Here is an 18,373-nt window from a genome sequence, read left to right as displayed (position 1 = left end):
GAGCAATCCCTTGGCGAACCCTCGTCGCACCAAGATCGTCGCGTGGCCGGAGCGGCCGCCGGCGGACGGCGGCTCCGAGCGTCCGACGGAGACCGAGGCGAGAGAGACCGCCACGCGTTGACGGCCACGGCCGACATGGATTCCGAACCCGTCCGGATCTCCGGGCGGGTTCTGTCGTTTCAGGCGGCGGGCGGTGCGGTGCTGGCGCGCAGGACGACCTCGCCGGAGACCCGTTCGACGCGGCTGCGGCGCGCGGCCGGTTCGCGGAGCGCCAGGCCCATGAGGCGTTCGCCCATCGCGTCCAGCGGCAGGGCGACGGTGGTGAGCGACGGGGTCAGGTCGCGGACGATCGGGATGTCGTCGAACCCGGCGAGCGAGACGTCGCCGGGCACGGACACCGCGTGGTCGCGGAACGCGGCGAGCGCGCCGATCGCCATCAGGTCGGTCACCGCGAACACGCATGTCGGACGGTTTTTGAGCCGGACCAGCTCGGTCGCGGCGGCGTATCCGCCGGCACGGGTGAACGCCGCCTCGACGATGCGTCCCGGTGGGACCCGGACGCCCGCCTCGGCGAGCGCGTCGAGGAAGCCGCCGAGCCGGTCGGAGACCGTGGTGAGCGTGCGCGGGCCCGTCAGCACCCCGAAGTCGCGGTGCCCGAGGTCGAGCAGCGCGCGGGCGAGGGCGGCGGCGCCCTCCCGGTTCTGCGGCAGGACCGCGTCGACCCGGAGGCCGCGATGGCGGCTGAGGACGGCGACACGGCCGCCGGTGCGCTGGTAGGGGTCGAGTTCGGCGCACATCGACCGCTCCCAGTCGCGGTCCTCGTAGCCGGAGCCGATGAGCAGGATGGCGCGGGCCCGCTGGGCGCGCAGCATCGCCACGTACCGGACCTCGCGGACGGGATCGTGGAACGTGCTGGCGAGCATCACGAGCATGCCGTGGTCGGCGGCCGTGCGCATCACACCGTCCGCGATGGCGGCGAAGTAGGGGTCGCTGACGTCGTGACAGACGACGCCGACGGACTTGCTCGACGAACTGGCGAGCGCCTGCGCGTGCGCGTTCGGGGTGTAGCTCAGGTCGGCGGCCGCGGTGAGCACGCGGTTCCGCAGGTCGGCGCGGACCTGGGAGGTCCCGTTGAGGACGCGGGACGCGGTGGCGAGCGAGACCCCGGCCTCCCTCGCCACGTCCTGGAGGGTCACGTAGCCACGGTCGCGGGCCCGCTCCCTCCCGGCCGTCGCGGCTCGGTGCCCGTCCGCCGGTTCCGTCATCCCCGCCCCCTCGTCGCCGACCGGCGCGGCACCGCTCCATGGAGTCCGCACCCGTGCGTCAACGTACCCGGAAAGCGTTTTCTCGAACGGTGTCGGACGGCCGGGGCCGGTCAACTCAGCCGGGCGGTGAACAGGCCCTCGTCGGTGGCGGCGAGGAGTGTGCCGTCCGGGGCGAGGGCCAGGTCGATGACCGGTGCCGGGACCTTGACGCGGTGGGACGGAGCGGATGCCGCGGCGTCCCAGGCCAGCACCGCGCAGGGGTCGTCCCGAAGCGCGGCGGCGACCAGCAGGGGGTCCGCGCCGGAGGCCGCGACCGGCCCGCAGGGTTCGGGGACGTCGAGCACCGCGAGACGGTCGCCGTCCACGCCCCGGACGTGCAGGGCGTGCTCGGCGACCTCGACGAGGACGAGGCCGTGCGGCGACGGCGCCATCACGGCGTGCCCGGACGGGACGGCCGTGACCGCGTCCCCGCCGCGTTCCACGTCCAGGACGAGCACATCGGCGCCGCCGGCCAGGGCGACGACCGGGCCGGAGGCGGGGGTGGCGTGCAGCATCGACCGGTCGATGGCCGTGTGGTGCCCGAGCCAGAGGGTGAACTCGGTCAGCCGGTCACCGGTCGCGGCGTCCCAGACGACGACCTCGGCGTCGCGCGCGGGACCGAAGACCGCGACGACGGCGCCGCGGCCGGAGTGGGCGGCGAGGCCGAGCAGGTCGGGTTGGCCGTCGAGGACCGTTTCCCCGCCCGTGCCGAGGTCGTGGACATGGACGCGGTCACGATGCGTCCAGGCCACGATCGGCGAGGACGCGGGGACGCCGAACGTCCACTCGGCGCGTCCGGCGGGGAAGTCGGGGATCGGCGGGCCATGGACGGCACCGGACGTCAGATTCCATACCTGGCCTGTGTTCGCGCCGTGGGACGTTCGGGACGCGAACGCCAGCGGCGGCCCCTCGGAGGTGGCGGCGACGCCGTCGAACGACCCGTCCGCGAGCGGGAAGGCCTGCACGCTTTCCGGCATGCGTCGGAGGTTAGGCCACGCGACTCAGATCGTTCCACGGAGTCAGGAAAACCAGACCGTGACGTGATCAGAGCACGACCTCGCGGAGACGCGCCGCCGCGTCCTCCGGCGGAACGTCGTTGAGCCAGGCGCCCATGCCCGACTCCGATCCCGCCAGCTGTTTGAGCTTGTCGGGGGCGCGGCGGACGGAGAAGAGCTCCAGGTGAAGGCGGAGGAGATCGCGTCCCGCGCCCACGGGCGCCTGGTGCCAGCCCGCCACGTACGGGAGCGGGGCGCCGTAGAGGGCGTCGCAGCGGCGGAGCAGGTCGCGGTAGAGGACGGCCAGCTCATCGCGTTCGGCGCCGTCGAGGGCCGGGAGGTCGGGGACGTGCCGGTGCGGCGTCAGGTGCACCTCCACGGGCCAGCGGGCGGCGGCGGGCACGTATCCCGTCCAGTGCTCGCCGGACAGGACGACGCGGGGCCCGGCGAGTTCGGCCTCCAGCACATCGCCGAACAGCCCGGGGCGGGCGGCGGCCCGCGCGAGCACCCGTTCGGTTCGGGGTGGAACGAATGGATACGCATAGATCTGTCCGTGGGGGTGGTGCAGGGTCACGCCGATCTCGACGCCGCGGTTCTCGAACACGAACACCTGCGCGACGCCCGGGAGCGCGGACAGTTCCGCGGTCCGGTCGGCCCAGGCGTCGACGACCGTCCGGAAACGGGTGACGGGAAGGTCGGCCATGGACGCGGAGTGGTCGTCGGTGAAGCACACGACCTCGCAACGTCCGTCGCCCGCGAAGGACGGGAACCGGTTCTCGAAGACCGCGACGTCGTAGGACGGGTCCGGGATCTCCGAGTCGGGGCCGCCCGGACACAGCGGGCACCGGTCGGCGGGCGGCAGGAACGTCCGGGTGTTGCGGTGCGCGGTGATCGTGACATGGTCGCCGGTCAGCGGGTCGCGGCGGATCTCGCTCACCGGCTCGACCTGCGGAAGGCGTCGCGGGTCGGCGACCGGCACCCGGCCCGGTGCCTCGTCGTAGTAGACGATCTCGCGGCCGTCGGAGAGCCGCGCGCGTGTCCGGTGCATCTCCCGGGATGCTACCGGCGGCGCACGGGACGGTCGCGTTCCGCGCACGGGATCGACCGCCGGGCCCTGGCCGAGCACCCGCCGCCGGTCGACCGCGCGACACCGCCCGCGTGAACCTGCGCGATCCCCGTCACCACCGAGGCGGTCTCGGCGTCCGGACGGCCGACCAGCGGCACCGCCACGGCCGCACCGGGCTCCCCGGCCTGGCGGTCGGCGATCAGCGTGGCGGTCCACGGTATGCGCTCTCGGGAACAGAGCGTGGTCGCGCGGGGTTCTCGGCGGCATGAGCGACTATGGCAGACCACTTGAGTTCGGGTACTTCCTCGTCCCCGACGCGGACGATCCGCTGCTGGACACGGCCCGTGCCGCCGACCGGGCGGGGCTGGACCTGATCGGCGTCCAGGATCATCCCTACCAGCGCCGGTACGTCGACACCTGGACGCTGCTCAGCATGATCGCCGCCGTCACCACACGGGTCCGGGTGTTCCCCGATGTCGCGAGCCTTCCGTTCCGTCCGCCGGCGGTGCTGGCGAAGGCCGCCGCGAGCCTGGACGTCCTGAGCGGCGGACGCGCCGAACTGGGGCTCGGCGCGGGCGCGTTCTGGGACGCGATCGAGGCGTTCGGCGGCCCGCGCCGGACGGGCCGGGACGCGGCCGACGCGCTGGAGGAGGCCGTCACCGTCATTAGGAAGGTCTGGAGCGGGGAACGGAACCTTCGTTTCGACGGCGACCACTACCGGTTGAAGGGCGCCAAGGCGGGGCCGGTCCCGGCGCATCGCATGGAGTTGTGGCTCGGTGTCGGCGGCCCGCGCGGTCTGGCGCTGACGGGACGTGCCGCCGACGGTTGGCTCCCGTCCACGCCGTGGGCGGGGCCGGAGCGGCTGCCGGAGCTGCACGCGCGCATCGACGAGGCCGCCGTGTCCGCCGGACGCGACCCGGCGGAGATCCGCAGGCTCTACAACATCAACGGGACGATCACCGACGGCGCGTCCGAAGGGTTCCTGCGCGGCCCGGTGTCCCAGTGGACGGACGAACTCACCGATCTCGCCGTCGGCTCCGGGATGGACACCTTCATCCTCTGGGCGGAGGGCGACCCGGAGACCCAGATCAGGCGTTTCGCCGAGGAGATCGCGCCGGCGGTCCGCGCGCAGGTGGCGCAGGAGCGCGGCGCCTGACACGAGAGGTGTAGCAAGGTCGCGCGAAACTGCGACGCAGGGGTGAATGCGGCGTCCCCCCCGCGGACGATGCGCCGACCACAACCCTGCGAAATGGTGAATTCAGGGAGAACGGGGCAACGGCCCCGTGCCGTCGAGCGGCAGGAGAGAACCATCATGAAAGGCCGAGTCCGCATCAGATCCCGCAAACGTCCCACCGGTCGCAGGTCCCGGCGTTCGACCCTCGACCTTCGCACCCCGTCAGGGCGGGTCCTGCCGTACTGAGCCGGGTCGCGCCGAGGTCAGCGCGCCCGTGTCGGTTCGGAGCGACGACGGGACGTAGGCCGCGCCGTGACCTGTTCCTGGGGCGTGTCGCGCAGGAGGGCGTAGTCGCGGCCGATCTCGCTCGCCGCGACCAGCAGCAGCGGCAGATACTCCTCGATCATCGTCTCGTGCGTGACCTCCGCGACGAGGGCGCTCACGTTCACCGCGGCGATCACGGTGCCGTCGCCGTCCCGGATCGGCGCGGCGATCGAGCGCACGCCCGGGGACATCTCCTCGTCGGTCTCCGCCCAGCCCCGTGACCGGATCTCGCGTAGATCGTCGTCCAGACGTCCGATCGGACGCTCCCGGAACGCGGGGGTCTCGGACGAGGACGGCGCCGCGAGCACGGCGGCGAGGTCGTCCGGGCCCAACGCGGAGAGCAGTGTCTTGCCGAGCGCGGTGCTCCGCGCGGGGAACCGCGTCCCCACGTTGATGACCGTGGCGACGACCTTGGGCACCGCGACGCGCGCCACGTAGATGATGTCCGCTCCGTCGAGCTGCGCGACCGACGCCGCCTGCCCGGTCGCCGCGACCAGCTCCCGCAGATGCGGTTGAGCGATCTCCCACAGCCCGGCCGAGAGCGTGTAGGCCACGCCGAGTTCGAGGACGCGCGGGGCGAGCAGGTAACCGGCCGGGCTCGACCGCACGTAGCCGAGCTGTTCCAGGGTCAGCAGGATCCGGCGTGCCGTCGCCCGCGCCAGCCCGGTCTCGCTCGCGATCTCCGACAGCGACATCGGGCGTCGGCGCGTGCCGAACGCCTTGATGACGTCGAGGCCCCGGGCCAGCGCCTCCACGAAGTCGGGGCCGGTCTTCTCGCGCGACATGTACACCTCTGCATCGGAACGGCAACGGCAACCGTATGGCGCACAACTGTACGGCACGACCGGCCGCCGCGCAGCGCGGAGCCGCACAACGCGCACTCTTGACACTGGTCACGGCCGCCACCTACCTTCGACCGCACTACGAACGATCCGCCGCTATGCGAACGCTCACGTCCCCTGGCCGCCCGCCCGGATCAGCGCGCTGACCCGGGCCGCTCCCGGACTGCCTGGGCTGACGGGTCACGTCAGCGAGCCGGAACCATCCAGGAGGTACGAATGGCAGGCTCACCCCGCATCCGAGGGATCGCCGCGATCGGCGTGCTCGCGCTCGCGCTCGCCGCCTGCGGGTCGGCGGACGACTCGCCGTCCGGCGGCGCCGCGGACACCACGACCGAGGCCCTTGAGGCGCTGACCGGGACCGCCGGCTACGGACGCCCGCCGGAGAAGGCCCCGGCGGTCGCGCCCGGCAAGAAGGTCTGGATCGTGTCCTGCGGCCAGAGCGCCATCGGCTGCCAGACCGGAGCCGAGGCCGCCGCGCAGGCCGCCAGGACGGTCGGCTGGACGGCCCAGATCTGCGACGGCAGGCTCAACGCGGGCGGCGCGTTCGCCGGGTGCGTCCGGCAGGGCGTCGCGGCGAAGGTCGACGCGATCGTCACCGAGGCGATCGACTGCGCGGCCGTCAAGGAGCCGCTGAACGAGGCCAAGGCCGCCAAGATCACCACGATCGACTTCTGGGGCTTCGACTGCGACACCGGCGAGAGCGCCACCGGCGAACGGCTGTTCACCGCGTCGGTCGTCCCGTCGGAGAAGTACCGGACCAACGAGGCCTACCAGCAGGCGATCGGCGAGGCGCGGGCCGAATGGGTCCGGGCCCGCTCCGGCGGCAAGGCCAACGTGATCGAACTGCACTTCACGGGCACCAACATCGGCGCCGCCCTCCACGAGGGATTCCAGCGGGGCATCAAGAAGTGCGGGGGCTGCGAGGTCGAGACCGTCGAGGTCACGCACCAGACCTTCGGCAACACCCGGCAGATCATCGAATCGGCGCTGCTCAAGAACCCGAAGGCGAACTGGGTCGCGGTGCCGCTCGACTCGCTCGTCCTCGCCGGGGCGGGCCAGGCCGTCGCCGGCTCGCCGCGCCGCGCGGACGTGAAGCTCATCGGCGGCGAGGGGCTGCCGCCGAACCTCGGCCTGATCCGCCAGAACCAGGGGCAGAGCGCGGCGGTCGGCCAGCCGATCGACTGGTACGGCTGGGCCGCGATCGACACGCTCGTCCGGACCTTCGCCGGGGAGCCCGCCGCGCCGTCCGGCATGGGCTTCCAGATCGTCGACACCGCCGCGAACCTGCCGGCCACGGGCGCGTACCGGGCGCCGGTCGACTTCCGGTCGGCCTACCGGCGGGCGTGGGGCCGATGACCGTCCCGGAGTCCGAACGTCCCGCCTCGCTCGTGGTGTCGGACGTGCACAAGTCGTACGGCGCGGCGGCGGTGCTGCGGGGCGTGTCGTTCGCGCTCACCCGGGGCCACATCCACGCGCTCGCGGGCGGCAACGGCTCGGGAAAGTCCACCCTGATCAAGGTTCTCGCCGGGATCGAGCGCGCGGACGGCGGCGTGCTCACCCGTCCGGGCCGGGCCGAGACCGACCTGTCCGGGTTCACCCCGGACCATGCCCGCGCGGCCGGACTACGGTTCGTCCACCAGGACCTGGGTCTGCTCCCCGACATGACCGTCGCGGAGAACGTCGCGTTCACCCGCGGCTTCCCCCTGGGCGGCGGCAGGCGGATCGCGTGGCGGACGCTGCACGAGACGACGCGGGCCCTGTTGGAACGGTTCGAGGTCGACGTCGATCCCGGGGCGACCGTGCGGACGTTGCGTCCCGCGGACCGCGCGATGGTCGCGATCGCCCGTGCCCTCGCCGACGACGACCCGGACCAGGTCCTCGTCCTGGACGAACCGACGGCCAGCCTCCCCCACCACGAGGTCGACATCCTCCTCGAAGGGCTCACCAGGCGCGCCCGGCAAGGCCAGACGATCCTGTACGTGAGTCACCGGCTCGACGAGGTGCTGTCGTCGGCCGACGCGGTGACCGTCCTGCGCGACGGCGTGGTCGCGGCCACCCGCGACACCGACGACCTCGACAAGCTGCACCTCGCCGAACTCATGGCCGGACGTTCCCTCGGCACCCTCTACGGCGACCGGGACCGCCCGGCGAAGCAGCCGCCCCCGGATCCGGTGCCCGTACTCGAAACGCGCGGGCTGTCGGCCGGACGCATCGGCGGCGTCGACCTGGAGGTCCGGGCCGGGGAGATCGTCGGCCTGGCCGGGCTGCTCGGTTCCGGCCGCTCGACACTGCTGAGGACGATCTTCGGCGCGGTCCGTCCCACGTCCGGGACGGTGCGGCTCGACGGCACACCGATGCCCGCACCGTCGATCAGAACGGCCATGCGCCGCGGAGTCGCCCTCGTCCCCGAGGACCGCCTCGCCGACGCCCTGTTCCCCGAGGCGTCGGTCGCCCGGAACATCACCGTCGCCACCCTGGCACGGTACGTGCGCTGGGGACGGCTCTCCCGCTCCCGCGAACATGCCACGGCCACCGGCGCCATCGAGGAACTGCGGATCAAGACCACGGGTCCGGACCAGACGGTGATCCGGCTGTCCGGCGGCAACCAGCAGAAGGCGGTCGTCGCCCGCTGGCTCCAGCGCGCGCCCCGGCTCCTGCTCCTCGACGAGCCCACCCAGGGCGTCGACGTGATGACCCGCGCCGACCTCTACGAGCGGGTCCGCGCGGTCGCCGCGTCCGGCACCGCCGTGATCGTCGCCTCGTCCGACGTCGAGGAACTGGCCCACCTCTGCGACCGGGTGGTGGTCCTGCGGGCCGGACGGGTCGTCGCGGAACTCTCCGGCACCGAGATCACCGTCCAAGAGATCGTCAAACACTCCTACGCGGATCAGGAGGCATCATGAGCGACACCCGCCTGCGGGAGTCGACCCGGAAACCGACGACGCCGGACATCCCACGAACCGGGCGTCTCGGCGCGACGGCGGAACGGTACGGACTCGTCTTCCTGCTCGTCGGGGTCGTCGTGTTCTTCAGCGTCCTGCCCGCGAGTTCGGCGGCCTTCACCTCCACCGCCAACGTCCAGTCGGTGCTCGCGAGCATCGCCGTGGTGTCGATGCTCGCCGTCGCCGCCGTCTTCCCGCTCGCGTGCGGCCGGTTCGACTTCTCCGTGGCGGCCACCTCGCTGGTGTCGTCGATCGTCTGCGCCGCGCTGATGTCGAACCACCACGCCCCGCTGACACTCGCGGTCCTGTGCGGAGTAGGGGCAGGCGTGCTGGTCGGTCTGGTGAACGCCGTACTCGTCGCCCTGCTGCGGCTGAACGCCTTCATCATCACCATCGGCATGGCGACGCTCCTCCCGGGCCTGGTGCAGTGGTACACGCGGGGCGTCGACCTGGTCCGCGGCGTCCCGCGGCCGCTGCGCGACTTCGGGTCGCTGACCTGGCTCGGGCTGCCCCGGGTGATCTGGCTGGTGGCCGTCCTGACCGCCGTCTGCTGGTTCACGCTGGCCCACACCGCGTTCGGACGGCGCCTCTACGCGATCGGCGGCAACGCCTCCGCCGCCCGGCTGGTCGGCATTCCGGTCACCGCCCTGACCTTCGCCGCCCTCGTGATCTCCGGTGGGCTCGCCGGCGTCGCCGGGGTGATCCTCACCGCCCGCAACGGCGGCGGGCTCGTCAACAGCGGCGTCGACCTCCTGTTCCCGGCCCTCGCGGCGGTCTTCCTCGGCGCCACGGCGATCGACCCGGGCCGCTACAACGTGCTGGGCGCGGTCATCGGCACCCTGTTCGTCGCCGTGTCGGTCAGCGGCCTGACCCTCGCCGGGGCCGCGGAGTGGGTCCCCGCCGTCTTCAACGGCGCGGCCCTGATCATCGCGGTCGCCGTCTCGACGCTTCTGGCCCGCAGGCACGGCACGTCCTAACCCGTCCCGCCGGGGGTGGCGGCCGCCGGTACCGTCCGCGGGCAGATGCTCGGGGTTGTAGGAGACGGTCTGCCACCCCGCCGCCTGGCAGACCTCACACCGGTACGTGCGATGCCCCTTATATCGGGCCCATGCCGGCGGACAGTCGCAGGGCGTCCACCCCACCCGGACGGCACCGACCCGCAACAGGTGGCCATAAGGGCAGGTCAGTGGCCTGTGATCAGCGTCCATCGCCCGCAATCATCGCACACGTGTTCGACGGACCGACGCCGGACCTCCACCACCACGCACACAGGAAACGGAGGTGCACTCTTGCCATACTTCGTCAGACATCTAACAATGGACATATTACATCGACAGGGAACATGGCTTCCCTCTCGGGCTTGACGTTGCGTCCGGAGGACGGAGGGACGGTCATGCACTCGAAGTGGCACCGCCCTGTCCCGGCCGCACCCCGCCGACCCGCCGCCGTACCTGACCCGCCATCCGCAGCGCCCTGCCGGAAAGGCCGGCATCCGACCAACCCACGGAAGGTGATCATGTACCGTGCAGTTCGGCGACATTCCCTCGTCGTCGCGGCCCTCGCCGCACCACTGCTCCTCGGCTCCACCGCACAGGCGGCCGACGCCCAGTCGCGGGCCCGTATCTCCACCGCCCACGTGCTGCCCGGCGACCGGGTCTACCCCGAGGGCATCGCCGCCGACCCCCGCACCGGCGACCTGTACGTCGGCTCGTACGAGGGCGGCACCATCTTCAGGATGAAACCCGGTCAACGGGTCGCCGAACAGTTCCTGCCCCCGTTCATCGACGGACGCTCCCAGGCCCTCGGCCTGGAGGTCGACCGCTCCGGACGCCTGTGGGTCGCCGACCGCCTCACCGGGGTCGCGGTGTACGACATCGCCACCCGCCGCCTGCACGCCCGTTTCACCATCACCGACCAGAACCCGCGCCTGGTCAACGACATGGCCATCACCCCGGACGGCACCGCCTACATCACCGGCAGCAGGCGCTCGGTGGTCTACCGCATCACCCCCGAACAGCTCGCGGACGCCCACGAGCAGGGCGGGGACGTGCCACTGACACCCACCTTCGACCTGTCCGAGGTCGTGGAACCGCACGCGCCCAACACGATCACCCTCAACGGCATCGTCGCCGAACCGTCCGGCCGCTACCTGCTGACGGTCGACATGACCGGCGGCGACCTCTACCGCATCGCCCTACCGTCCGGCGACGTCGAGAAGGTGGCACTGAGCGGAGGCGACATCACCACCGGCGACGGCATGGAACTGCACCACGGCACCCTGTGGGTGGCCCACCCCATCGCCAACGCCTACGCCATCGGCCGCTGGCGCATCGGCTCGGACGGCCGAACGGCCCGCGCAACCGGCCGCCTGACCGACCAGGCCCTCCAAACCCCGACGACCCTGCTACGCAAGCACGGCAAGCTCTACGTGGTCCGCTCCCAGTTCGACAAGGGCGGCCCCACCGGCCCCGGCACCCCCCAACTCCCCTTCTCCATAGCCGTCGTCCGCGGCTTCTGACCCCATCGACCGCTCCGCCGCCCCGGCCCCCGGGGCGGCGGAGCCCATTGCGACACGGCACCCACCAAACCCGCACGCCCCGACCCGCGCGACCACCCCAACCGGCCCACATGACGGTCGAACCTGCTCGGGGCATGCGCAAGTGTTGACGTAGGCCGTCCGCAGATTGAGCCTTCCACGCACTCCGCACACCGATCGGCTCATGCCCTAAGGAGACGACGCCCGCCCAACCCGACGAGCCGGTAAGCGCCGCTCAGTCAAAGCCATCGGCTCCAAAACAACACACGTCACGTATGAGGCGAAGACTTCAGCGGTCACGGTGCACGATGAGGCAGGCGGGGATGCGCAGCGGCCCGGCAGTGGGGACAGCGTCGCAGTCGTGCGGTGTTGAGCTTGGCAAGGGGGGCGGCGTTGTGTGCGTCGGTCGGTTCAGGTGGAGGACGGCCTGGTGTTGCGGCGAGTTGGTTGGCGTTGAGCCGTCGGGGGGCGTGGCTGCGGCGTGGGTGGGGTGGGGAGTTCAGTGGTCGCGGTGGGTCATGTGGTGGGCGAGGGTGCGGAGTTCGGTGGTGGGGGTGGGGGTCAGGTCGGCGGCGTCCAGTTCGGCTAATGCGTCGGTGACGAGGGTGGCGGCGTGGCCGGTGGCCCAGGTGCGGGCTCCGGCGGCTTCGATCAGGGCGGCGGCGCGGGAGGCGTCGTCGGCGGTGAGGGGGTCGTCGCGTAGGTACAGGGCGGCCAGTTCGGTGGCCGCGGGGGTGGCGGAGGTGAGGGCCGCGACGACGGGCAGGGACTTCTTGCGGGAGTACAGGTCGGCGTGGACGGCCTTGCCGGTGACGGCCGGGTCGCCCCAGATGCCGAGTAGGTCGTCCACCAACTGGAAGGCCAGGCCGAGTCGTTCGCCGAAGGCATGGAGGCGGGCGGTCTGGACGGCGGTGCCGCCGCCGTGGGAGGCGCCGAGCGCGCAGGCGGCGCCGATCAGGGCGCCGGTCTTGCCGCTCGCCATGGCGACGCATTCGTCGAGCGTCACGTCGTCGCGTTCCTCGAAGGCGAGGTCGACGTTCTGTCCCTCGACGAGGTCGGTGACGGCGTGGCCGAGGGTGCGGACGGCGCGGGCGAGGGCCGCGGAGCCGTCCGTGGGGTGGAGTGGGGCGTGGACGAGGGCCTCGAACGCGGCGGCGAGCAGCGCGTCCCCGGCGAGGACCGCGGCGCTCGTGCCGTAGACGGTCCAGGCGGTCGGGCGGTGCCTGCGGGTGAGGTCGCCGTCCATGACGTCGTCGTGCAGGAGCGAGAAGTTGTGGGCGAGTTCGACGGCGACGGCGGCGGGCAGCGCGGTCTCGGCCGCGCCGCCCACCGCCCGCGCGGCCAGCAGGGTGAGCGCGGGACGGATCGCCTTGCCGGACGTGCCGGAGGTGGGCCGCCCGCATATGTCGCGCCAGCCGAAGTGGAACGCGGCGATGTCGCGCATCGTGCGCGGCAGGGTCTCGACCGCGTCCCGTAGGGCGGGGTCGAGGAGGCCGCGGCTCCAGGCGAGAACCTCGTCCACCGACCGGGGGCCGTCCGTCTGGGGGTCGGACGGATGATGGTCGCAGCGCAGGACCGCCGGGTCCTGTCCCCAGACGGACATGTGATCCCCTTCTGTCCCGCCGATGTCAGCGGGCGATCTCCACGTTCTCCAGGACGCCGAGCGCGTCCGGGACGAGCACTGCCGCCGAGTAGTAGGCGCTGACCAGGTACGACATGATCGCCTTGTCGTCGATGCCGGTGAACCGGACCGACAGGCCCGAGCGGACCTCGTTCGGTATCCCGGTGCGATGCAGGCCGATCACGCCCTGGTCGTCCACGCCGGTGCGCATCGCGATGATCGAACTCGTCCCGGTCGGGCTGATCGGGATCTTGTCGCAGGGGTGGATCGGAACGCCGCGCCATGCCTGGGTGCGTTGGCCGTCCACCTCGACGGGAGCCGGGTACAGGCCGAGGCGGGTGCATTCACGGCCGAACGCGGCGATCGTCTTCGGGTGCGCGAGGAAGAACCGCGTCTTGCGGCGCCGCGCGAGCAGTTCGTCCATGTCGGCGGGGGTCGGCGGCCCGCCCCGGGTCTGGATGCGCTGTCTCAGGTCGGCGTTGTGCAGGAGTCCGAAGCTCCGGTTGTTGATCAGCTCGTGTTCCTGCCGTTCGGAGATCTCCTCGATGGTGAGTCTGAGCTGCTGCTCGACCTGGTTCATCGGGTCGTTGTAGAGGTCGGCGACGCGGGTGTGGACGCGCAGCAGCGTCTGCGTGACGCTCAACTCGTACTCGCGTGGTGAGGCCTCGTAGTCGACGAACGTGCCGGGCAGCACCGGTTCGCCGTCGTGCCCGGCCGCGACCTCGATCGCCGCCTCGCCGTGCCTGGTCTGCGGCGGGACGGGCGCGGCTCGGTAGCGCTGCAGATGGACGCGCAGCGCCTCGTGCCGGTCGGTCAGCTCCTCGATCGCCTCCCCGGGGAGGGTCAGCACGATCGTCGGGGTGATCGCCCGGTAGGTGCTCGGCCATTCGACGCCCGGGCCGAGCAGGGCCCGGTCGCCGAAGAACCGGCCGTCGGCGAGGATGTCGACCCGGGCGGCGGCGCCGTACTCCCCCGGTTCGGTCACCTCGACCTTGCCGTGCGCGATCAGGTGGACGGCGTCGGTGGGACGGCCCGCCTCGGCGATCGTGTCACCGGGTTCGTACTCGCGCTGGACGAACCGTCCGGCGACCGCGTCCAGCAGCGTGGTCTCGGCGAAGCCGCGCAGCGGTGGCAGTTCGGCCAGTTCCGGCGGGACGACCCTGACCGCGGCGCCGTCGTTGACGAAGCTGACGAGCCCGTCGCCGAGCTGGTAGGTGAGCCTGCGGTTGACGCGGTAGGTGCCCGCGTCGGCCCGCTCCCACGGCAGCCGTCGCAGCAGCCAGCGGGGGGTGATGCCCGCCATCTGCGGAACGGACTTGGTCGTGGTGGCGAGGTTGCGGGCGGCCCTGGTGGAAAGGGACAGCCGGTGCTCGGTACCGGGTGGCGTCTCGGTCACGAGGCGGCACCGCCGTGGGCGATCTCGACGGACTCCAGCATGCCGAGCGCGTCGGGCACCAGAACGGCGGCCGAGTAGTAGGCGCTGACCAGATAGGAGATGAGCGCCTTGTCGTCGATGCCCATGTAGCGGACGGACAGGCCGGGCTGGTACTCGTCCGGCAGCCCCACCTGGTGCAGACCGACCACGCCCTGGCGTTCCTCACCGGTCCGCATCAGCAGGATCGAGCTGGTCCGGGTACGGCTGACGGGGATCTTGTTGCACGGGAAGATCGGCACGCCGCGCCAGGCGGGCACCTTGTTGCCGCCGACGTCGACGCTGTCGGGGTAGACGCCGCGGGCGCTGCATTCGCGGCCGAACGCGGCGATCGCCTTCGGGTGCGCGAGGAAGAACGCCGGGTCCTTCCAGACGAGGGTGAGCAGTTCGTCCATGTCGTCGGGGGTGGGCGGCCCGGTGCGGGTGTGAACGCGTTGCGACAGGTCGGTGTTGTGCAGAAGCCCGAAGTCGCGGTTGTTGACCAGCTCGTGTTCCTGCCGTTCGCGCAGCGCCTCGATGGTCAGCCTGAGCTGCTGCTCGATCTGGTCCATCGGCTCGTTGTAGAGGTCGGCGACGCGGGTGTGGACGCGCAGCACGGTCTGCGCGACGCTCAACTCGTACTCGCGCGGCGCGAGTTCGTAGTCGACGAACGTGCCGGGCAGCACCGGTTCGCCCTCGTGTCCGGACGCCAGGTCGATCGCGGCCTCGCCGTACTCGTTGTGCGCGAGGCTCGGACCGGACCGGTACTCGTCGAGGTGCGCCTGCAACGACTGGGACTGGCCGAGCGTCTCCTGGAAGTCGGTCTCGCTCATGCTGAGGATCGTGCAGGCGGTCACGGCCTTGACCGTGTACTCCCAGTGCGCGGGTTCGTCTCCCTCGGCCGTGCCGAGGAGGGCCTGTTCACCGATGAAGTCGCCGTTGGCGAGCGTGCCGAGGACGGCGTCGGCGCCGTACTCCCCCGCGCCGATCAGGCTCAGCTTGCCGTGCGCGATGAGGACGACCCGGTCGACGGGACGTCCCCGTTCGACGACGACGTCACCGGGCTCGTACTCCTGCTGGGTGAAGCGACCCGCGATGGCGTCCAGCGTGAGCTCGTCGTCATAGCCGCGCAGCGGTGGGAGTTCGCCCAGTTCGCGGGGGATGACACGGATGTCGGCGCCGGTGGTCACGAAGGTGACCCGCCCGTCGCCGAGCGTGTAGGTCAGCCGCCGGTTGACCCGGTAGGCGCCGCCGGACGCCTGCACCCAGGGCAGCAGTTTCAGCAGCCACCGCGACGTGATCCCCTGCATCTGGGGGACGGACTTGGTCGTGGTCGCCAGGTTCCGTGCCGCCGCGGTACCGAGGCTCAGTTGCTGGTCCTGCGGTTGCTGTTCCTGCTGTTCGGTCACGTCCACACCACCGATTTCGTCGCGGGTTGCCAGGGAGCGGCCTCTCCGGCCAACCGTGACGCTACCCACGGTAATCGGGTGATCGCATGAGGCATCGCGTCCACCACTTTTTTGCCATGCAGCCACACAAGTCGCACCCGTACGTGACAGCCCCACCCCGGCGATGGATTCACGGCACCTTTCACCTGGGCGTCCGGCTAGGATGCGGCCCATGTCGCCCGTGCCCGCCGCAGGAGACTGAGGTGGGCAGACGCCGCTACCGCAGGCTCCTCGTCGGCCCCGACACCTACCGCTGGCGGACCGCGCATCAGCACCGGACGGACGGGCGGCGTCTCGTCGACTGCCGTGAGGTCGTCCTGCTCCGCCGGGAGGGACGCCCCGGCCGCGTCACCGTGGTGTTCCGCGGCGGACCGGGACGGATCGTCCCGGACGGCGGCCCCTACACGCACAGCGGCGGCGTCTGGCGGGCGGGCGACGACACCGCGCTCAACCTGCATCGCCCCCGGGTCGTGCGCGCCCTTCTCGACATCGCGCTGGCCCAGGGGGCCGACTTCGAGTCCAGCACGGAGATCGACGGCTGGACGGTCCTCGACGCCGCCCGCGAGGCCCTACGCGAGGCCGTGCTCGAGCAGACGACGCCCACGTGAGGCGAATCACCGCACCGCTTCGACCGGCCGCGAGTCGACGGGCTCACCGGTCTTCTCGATCGGGACCCCCGCCGTCTCCAGGATCTTGATGATCGGGATGAGCGCCACCAGCGCGGCCAGCATCAGGTAGTACGCCGGGACGTGGTTGGACCCGGTCACGTCGATCAGCGACCCGACCAGCACCGCCGCCGTCCCGCCGAACAGGGACGTGGAGACGTTGTAGCCGATCGCGAACGCCCCGTACCGCACCTTGGTCGGGAACATCGCCGGGAACGTCGCCGCGATCACCGCCAGGATCAGCACCAGCAGCCCGCCGATGATCGCGTAACCGGCCGCGACGCCGAGGAAGTGTTCGGTCTGCATGAGCGCGAACGCGGGCCATGACAGCAGCACGAACCCGACCGCCGCGGTGATCAGCAGCGGTTTGCGACCGATGCGGTCCGACAGCGCGCCCAGCGGCACGATCACCATGATCATCACCGCCTCCACCCCGATGGTGATGAGCTGGGCCGTCCTGTCGTTCATGTCGAGGAAGTCGACGAGGTAGGACGGCATGAACGTCAGCAGCGTGTAGTCGGCGACGTTCAGCAGGAACACGATGCCGATCAGCATCAGGATGGCGCGCCAGTAATGCTGCAGGGTCTCCTTCAGCGGCGACCGTGCCTTCTTACCCGCCTCTTCCATGTGCTGGAACGTGGGCGTGTCCTCGATGCGCGTCCGGACGTACAGACCGACGAGCCCGAGCGGCAGCGCGAGCAGGAACGGGATGCGCCAACCCCAGTCGCGCATCGCCTCGGCGCTGAGCGCGAGGTCCATCAGCAGGACGAGTCCGGCGCCGAGGATGTAGCCGCTCAACGTGCCGAGTTCGAGGAAGCTGCCGAAGAACCCGCGACGGCGCGCGGGCGCGTACTCGGCGATCATCGTGGCGGCGCCGCCGTACTCGCCGCCCGTGGAGAAGCCCTGGATCAGCCGGACGAGGAGCAGCAGCAGCGGCGCGGCGATCCCGATCGTGTCGTAGCCGGGCAGGATGCCGATCACGAACGTGGAGCCCGACATCAGGATGATGGTCGTGGCCAGCACCTGTTTGCGGCCGAGGCGGTCGCCCATCGGGCCGAAGAACAGCCCGCCGAACGGACGGGCGAGGAACGCCGCCGCGATCAGCGCGAAGGAGCGCAGCGTCGCGCTGCCGCTCGCGTCCTCCGGGAAGAACACCGTGCCGATGATCGCCGTCATGACCCCGGCGCTGAACACGCCGAAGTCGAACCACTCGACACAGTTCCCGATCGAGGACGCCATGACCGCCCGATGGACGGCCGGAAGGTCGGCCTCGCCGTGCTCGTTCTCTTCGTCCTGCTCGTCCGCCGGTTCCGCGTCCGTTGGGCTGTTCACGGGCACGGTGTGCCCCAAGATCAGCGAAGCTAACGGCGGCGCTTCTTCCTTGCGCGGCCGGAGCCCCTGGCGTCGTCGTCCGGAAGCGTGGGGAGGACGGTGGTGCGCTGCGGATCGTCCGCCACGTCCTTCACCGGCTCGCCGTCGGGCTCGTTCTCCCGGGCCTCCTCAGCAACCTCGGGCTCCTCGACCTCCTCGGGCGCGGCCGGGGCTTCGGCGGGTTCGAGTTCGGCGGGTTCGAGTTCGTCCGGGAGTTCGTCCGGGAGTTCGTCGGTGCGTTCCGGGTCGCCGCCCAGCAGCTCGTCGAGGGTGGCGGTGGCCTGCGTGTCGTCCGCCCCGCGGCGCACCGTGTCGAGCAGGGGAAGGTCGTCCTCGGGAATGGACATCAGCGCCTGCGTCTCCTGCGCCTCCCGGGTGATGACGCCGCTGGCGAGGACGGTGTTGCGGTGCCGCAGCGCCCCGTTCTCGCGCAGCAGGTTGTCGACCTCGGCGCGGACGCGGGCGATGCGGCGGCTCGACCGGACGTGCACGGTGAACCCGCCGACCGCGATCCCGAGGATGAAGGTGGCGGCCGGGATGCCGACCGATATCGGGGCGAGCGTCGCCACCAGGGCGATCGCGACCAGCAGGACGACCACTCCAAGCGCGAGCCTGTGCTCCTCCATCCAGTCAAGGACGGTGTTGACGCGCTTGGGGATTCGCACTCGTCTTCC

Annotated in this window: 16 protein-coding genes; 6 read left to right on the top strand and 10 right to left on the bottom strand. The window is 71.6% G+C overall.

Annotated elements, in window-relative coordinates; all coding sequences use genetic code 11:
* Positions 1 to 179: 179 nt before the first annotated feature.
* The 4 genes from BZB76_RS10955 to BZB76_RS34705 all read right to left on the bottom strand — a co-directional run bounded on the left by BZB76_RS10955 (position 180) and on the right by BZB76_RS34705 (position 3,529).
* Positions 180 to 1,265, bottom strand: a complete 1,086-nt coding sequence (locus BZB76_RS10955) for a LacI family DNA-binding transcriptional regulator (protein WP_121434151.1) — start codon at positions 1,263 to 1,265, stop codon at positions 180 to 182.
* A 110-nt stretch (positions 1,266 to 1,375) separates the two neighbouring features.
* Positions 1,376 to 2,281: a hypothetical protein gene (locus BZB76_RS34710; protein ID WP_170180578.1), complete on the bottom strand. Its 906-nt coding sequence runs from the start codon at positions 2,279 to 2,281 to the stop codon at positions 1,376 to 1,378.
* 67 nt (positions 2,282 to 2,348) lie between these two features.
* On the bottom strand, positions 2,349 to 3,347 hold the full coding sequence (gene galT / locus BZB76_RS10945) for a galactose-1-phosphate uridylyltransferase (RefSeq protein WP_121434150.1): 999 nt from the start codon (positions 3,345 to 3,347) through the stop codon (positions 2,349 to 2,351).
* 11 nt (positions 3,348 to 3,358) lie between these two features.
* Positions 3,359 to 3,529 carry a hypothetical protein gene (locus BZB76_RS34705; RefSeq protein ID WP_170180577.1) on the bottom strand — a complete coding sequence of 57 codons (171 nt, stop codon included), beginning with the start codon at positions 3,527 to 3,529 and terminating at the stop codon, positions 3,359 to 3,361.
* A 101-nt stretch (positions 3,530 to 3,630) separates the two neighbouring features.
* Between BZB76_RS34705 and BZB76_RS10940 the strand changes: the two genes are divergently transcribed.
* Positions 3,631 to 4,521, top strand: coding sequence for an LLM class flavin-dependent oxidoreductase (locus BZB76_RS10940; RefSeq protein ID WP_121434149.1), 891 nt, complete (start codon positions 3,631 to 3,633; stop codon positions 4,519 to 4,521).
* A 281-nt stretch (positions 4,522 to 4,802) separates the two neighbouring features.
* Here BZB76_RS10940 and BZB76_RS10935 read toward each other — a convergent pair whose 3' ends face one another.
* The gene (locus tag BZB76_RS10935) at positions 4,803 to 5,648 is read right to left on the bottom strand and encodes an IclR family transcriptional regulator domain-containing protein (RefSeq protein WP_121434637.1); all 846 of its coding nucleotides are present in this window, start codon (positions 5,646 to 5,648) and stop codon (positions 4,803 to 4,805) included.
* A 273-nt stretch (positions 5,649 to 5,921) separates the two neighbouring features.
* Here BZB76_RS10935 and BZB76_RS10930 point away from each other — a divergent pair, with 273 nt between their 5' ends.
* From BZB76_RS10930 to BZB76_RS10915, 4 genes are all read left to right on the top strand, one after another.
* Positions 5,922 to 7,061: a sugar ABC transporter substrate-binding protein gene (locus BZB76_RS10930; protein WP_121434148.1), complete on the top strand. Its 1,140-nt coding sequence runs from the start codon at positions 5,922 to 5,924 to the stop codon at positions 7,059 to 7,061.
* Complete coding sequence (locus BZB76_RS10925; protein ID WP_121434636.1) at positions 7,058 to 8,608, top strand: sugar ABC transporter ATP-binding protein; 1,551 nt, start codon at positions 7,058 to 7,060, stop codon at positions 8,606 to 8,608. The genes BZB76_RS10930 and BZB76_RS10925 overlap by 4 nt, the downstream gene beginning before the upstream one ends.
* On the top strand, positions 8,605 to 9,624 hold the full coding sequence (locus BZB76_RS10920; RefSeq protein WP_121434147.1) for an ABC transporter permease: 1,020 nt from the start codon (positions 8,605 to 8,607) through the stop codon (positions 9,622 to 9,624). Before BZB76_RS10925 ends, BZB76_RS10920 begins: the two co-directional genes overlap by 4 nt.
* Before the next feature lie 539 nt (positions 9,625 to 10,163).
* A complete protein-coding gene (locus BZB76_RS10915; protein ID WP_121434146.1) occupies positions 10,164 to 11,165 on the top strand; it encodes an SMP-30/gluconolactonase/LRE family protein in 1,002 nt (333 codons plus the stop codon).
* A 517-nt stretch (positions 11,166 to 11,682) separates the two neighbouring features.
* On the opposite strand, the gene BZB76_RS10910 is transcribed toward BZB76_RS10915, so the two are convergent.
* Genes BZB76_RS10910 through BZB76_RS10900 form a run of 3 tightly spaced genes read right to left on the bottom strand, consistent with a single transcriptional unit; the run spans position 11,683 to position 15,624 of the window.
* Positions 11,683 to 12,786, bottom strand: a complete 1,104-nt coding sequence (locus tag BZB76_RS10910) for a family 2 encapsulin nanocompartment cargo protein polyprenyl transferase (protein ID WP_121434145.1) — start codon at positions 12,784 to 12,786, stop codon at positions 11,683 to 11,685.
* 25 nt (positions 12,787 to 12,811) lie between these two features.
* Positions 12,812 to 14,200, bottom strand: a complete 1,389-nt coding sequence (locus tag BZB76_RS10905; protein WP_246006874.1) for a family 2B encapsulin nanocompartment shell protein — start codon at positions 14,198 to 14,200, stop codon at positions 12,812 to 12,814.
* Positions 14,197 to 15,624, bottom strand: coding sequence for a family 2B encapsulin nanocompartment shell protein (locus BZB76_RS10900; protein WP_246006873.1), 1,428 nt, complete (start codon positions 15,622 to 15,624; stop codon positions 14,197 to 14,199). The genes BZB76_RS10905 and BZB76_RS10900 overlap by 4 nt, the downstream gene beginning before the upstream one ends.
* A gap of 242 nt (positions 15,625 to 15,866) precedes the next feature.
* Between BZB76_RS10900 and BZB76_RS10895 the strand changes: the two genes are divergently transcribed.
* Complete coding sequence (locus tag BZB76_RS10895) at positions 15,867 to 16,271, top strand: hypothetical protein (RefSeq protein ID WP_121434144.1); 405 nt, start codon at positions 15,867 to 15,869, stop codon at positions 16,269 to 16,271.
* Positions 16,272 to 16,277: 6 nt separating this feature from the next.
* On the opposite strand, the gene BZB76_RS10890 is transcribed toward BZB76_RS10895, so the two are convergent.
* Positions 16,278 to 17,660, bottom strand: a complete 1,383-nt coding sequence (locus BZB76_RS10890) for an MFS transporter (protein WP_246006872.1) — start codon at positions 17,658 to 17,660, stop codon at positions 16,278 to 16,280.
* A gap of 29 nt (positions 17,661 to 17,689) precedes the next feature.
* A complete protein-coding gene (locus BZB76_RS10885; protein ID WP_121434143.1) occupies positions 17,690 to 18,364 on the bottom strand; it encodes a hypothetical protein in 675 nt (224 codons plus the stop codon).
* Between the last annotated feature and the right edge of the window lie 9 nt (positions 18,365 to 18,373).

Origin of the sequence: Actinomadura pelletieri DSM 43383, assembly GCF_003634705.1 — a bacterium.
GTDB classification, from domain to species: domain Bacteria; phylum Actinomycetota; class Actinomycetes; order Streptosporangiales; family Streptosporangiaceae; genus Spirillospora; species Spirillospora pelletieri.
This window is presented reverse-complemented; position numbering and strand designations above follow the sequence as displayed.

Excerpts from the sequence above, each read along its gene's own strand:
- BZB76_RS10920 (WP_121434147.1), top strand. The coding sequence starts at position 8,605 with ATGAGCGACACCCGCCTGCGGGAGTCGACCCGGAAACCGACGACGCCG.
- BZB76_RS10935 (WP_121434637.1), bottom strand. The coding sequence starts at position 5,648 with ATGTCGCGCGAGAAGACCGGCCCCGACTTCGTGGAGGCGCTGGCCCGG.
- BZB76_RS10940 (WP_121434149.1), top strand. The coding sequence starts at position 3,631 with ATGAGCGACTATGGCAGACCACTTGAGTTCGGGTACTTCCTCGTCCCC.
- BZB76_RS10925 (WP_121434636.1), top strand. The coding sequence starts at position 7,058 with ATGACCGTCCCGGAGTCCGAACGTCCCGCCTCGCTCGTGGTGTCGGAC.
- BZB76_RS34710 (WP_170180578.1), bottom strand. The coding sequence starts at position 2,281 with ATGCCGGAAAGCGTGCAGGCCTTCCCGCTCGCGGACGGGTCGTTCGAC.
- BZB76_RS10915 (WP_121434146.1), top strand. The coding sequence starts at position 10,164 with ATGTACCGTGCAGTTCGGCGACATTCCCTCGTCGTCGCGGCCCTCGCC.
- galT (WP_121434150.1), bottom strand. The coding sequence starts at position 3,347 with ATGCACCGGACACGCGCGCGGCTCTCCGACGGCCGCGAGATCGTCTAC.
- BZB76_RS10955 (WP_121434151.1), bottom strand. The coding sequence starts at position 1,265 with ATGACGGAACCGGCGGACGGGCACCGAGCCGCGACGGCCGGGAGGGAG.
- BZB76_RS10930 (WP_121434148.1), top strand. The coding sequence starts at position 5,922 with ATGGCAGGCTCACCCCGCATCCGAGGGATCGCCGCGATCGGCGTGCTC.
- BZB76_RS10910 (WP_121434145.1), bottom strand. The coding sequence starts at position 12,786 with ATGTCCGTCTGGGGACAGGACCCGGCGGTCCTGCGCTGCGACCATCAT.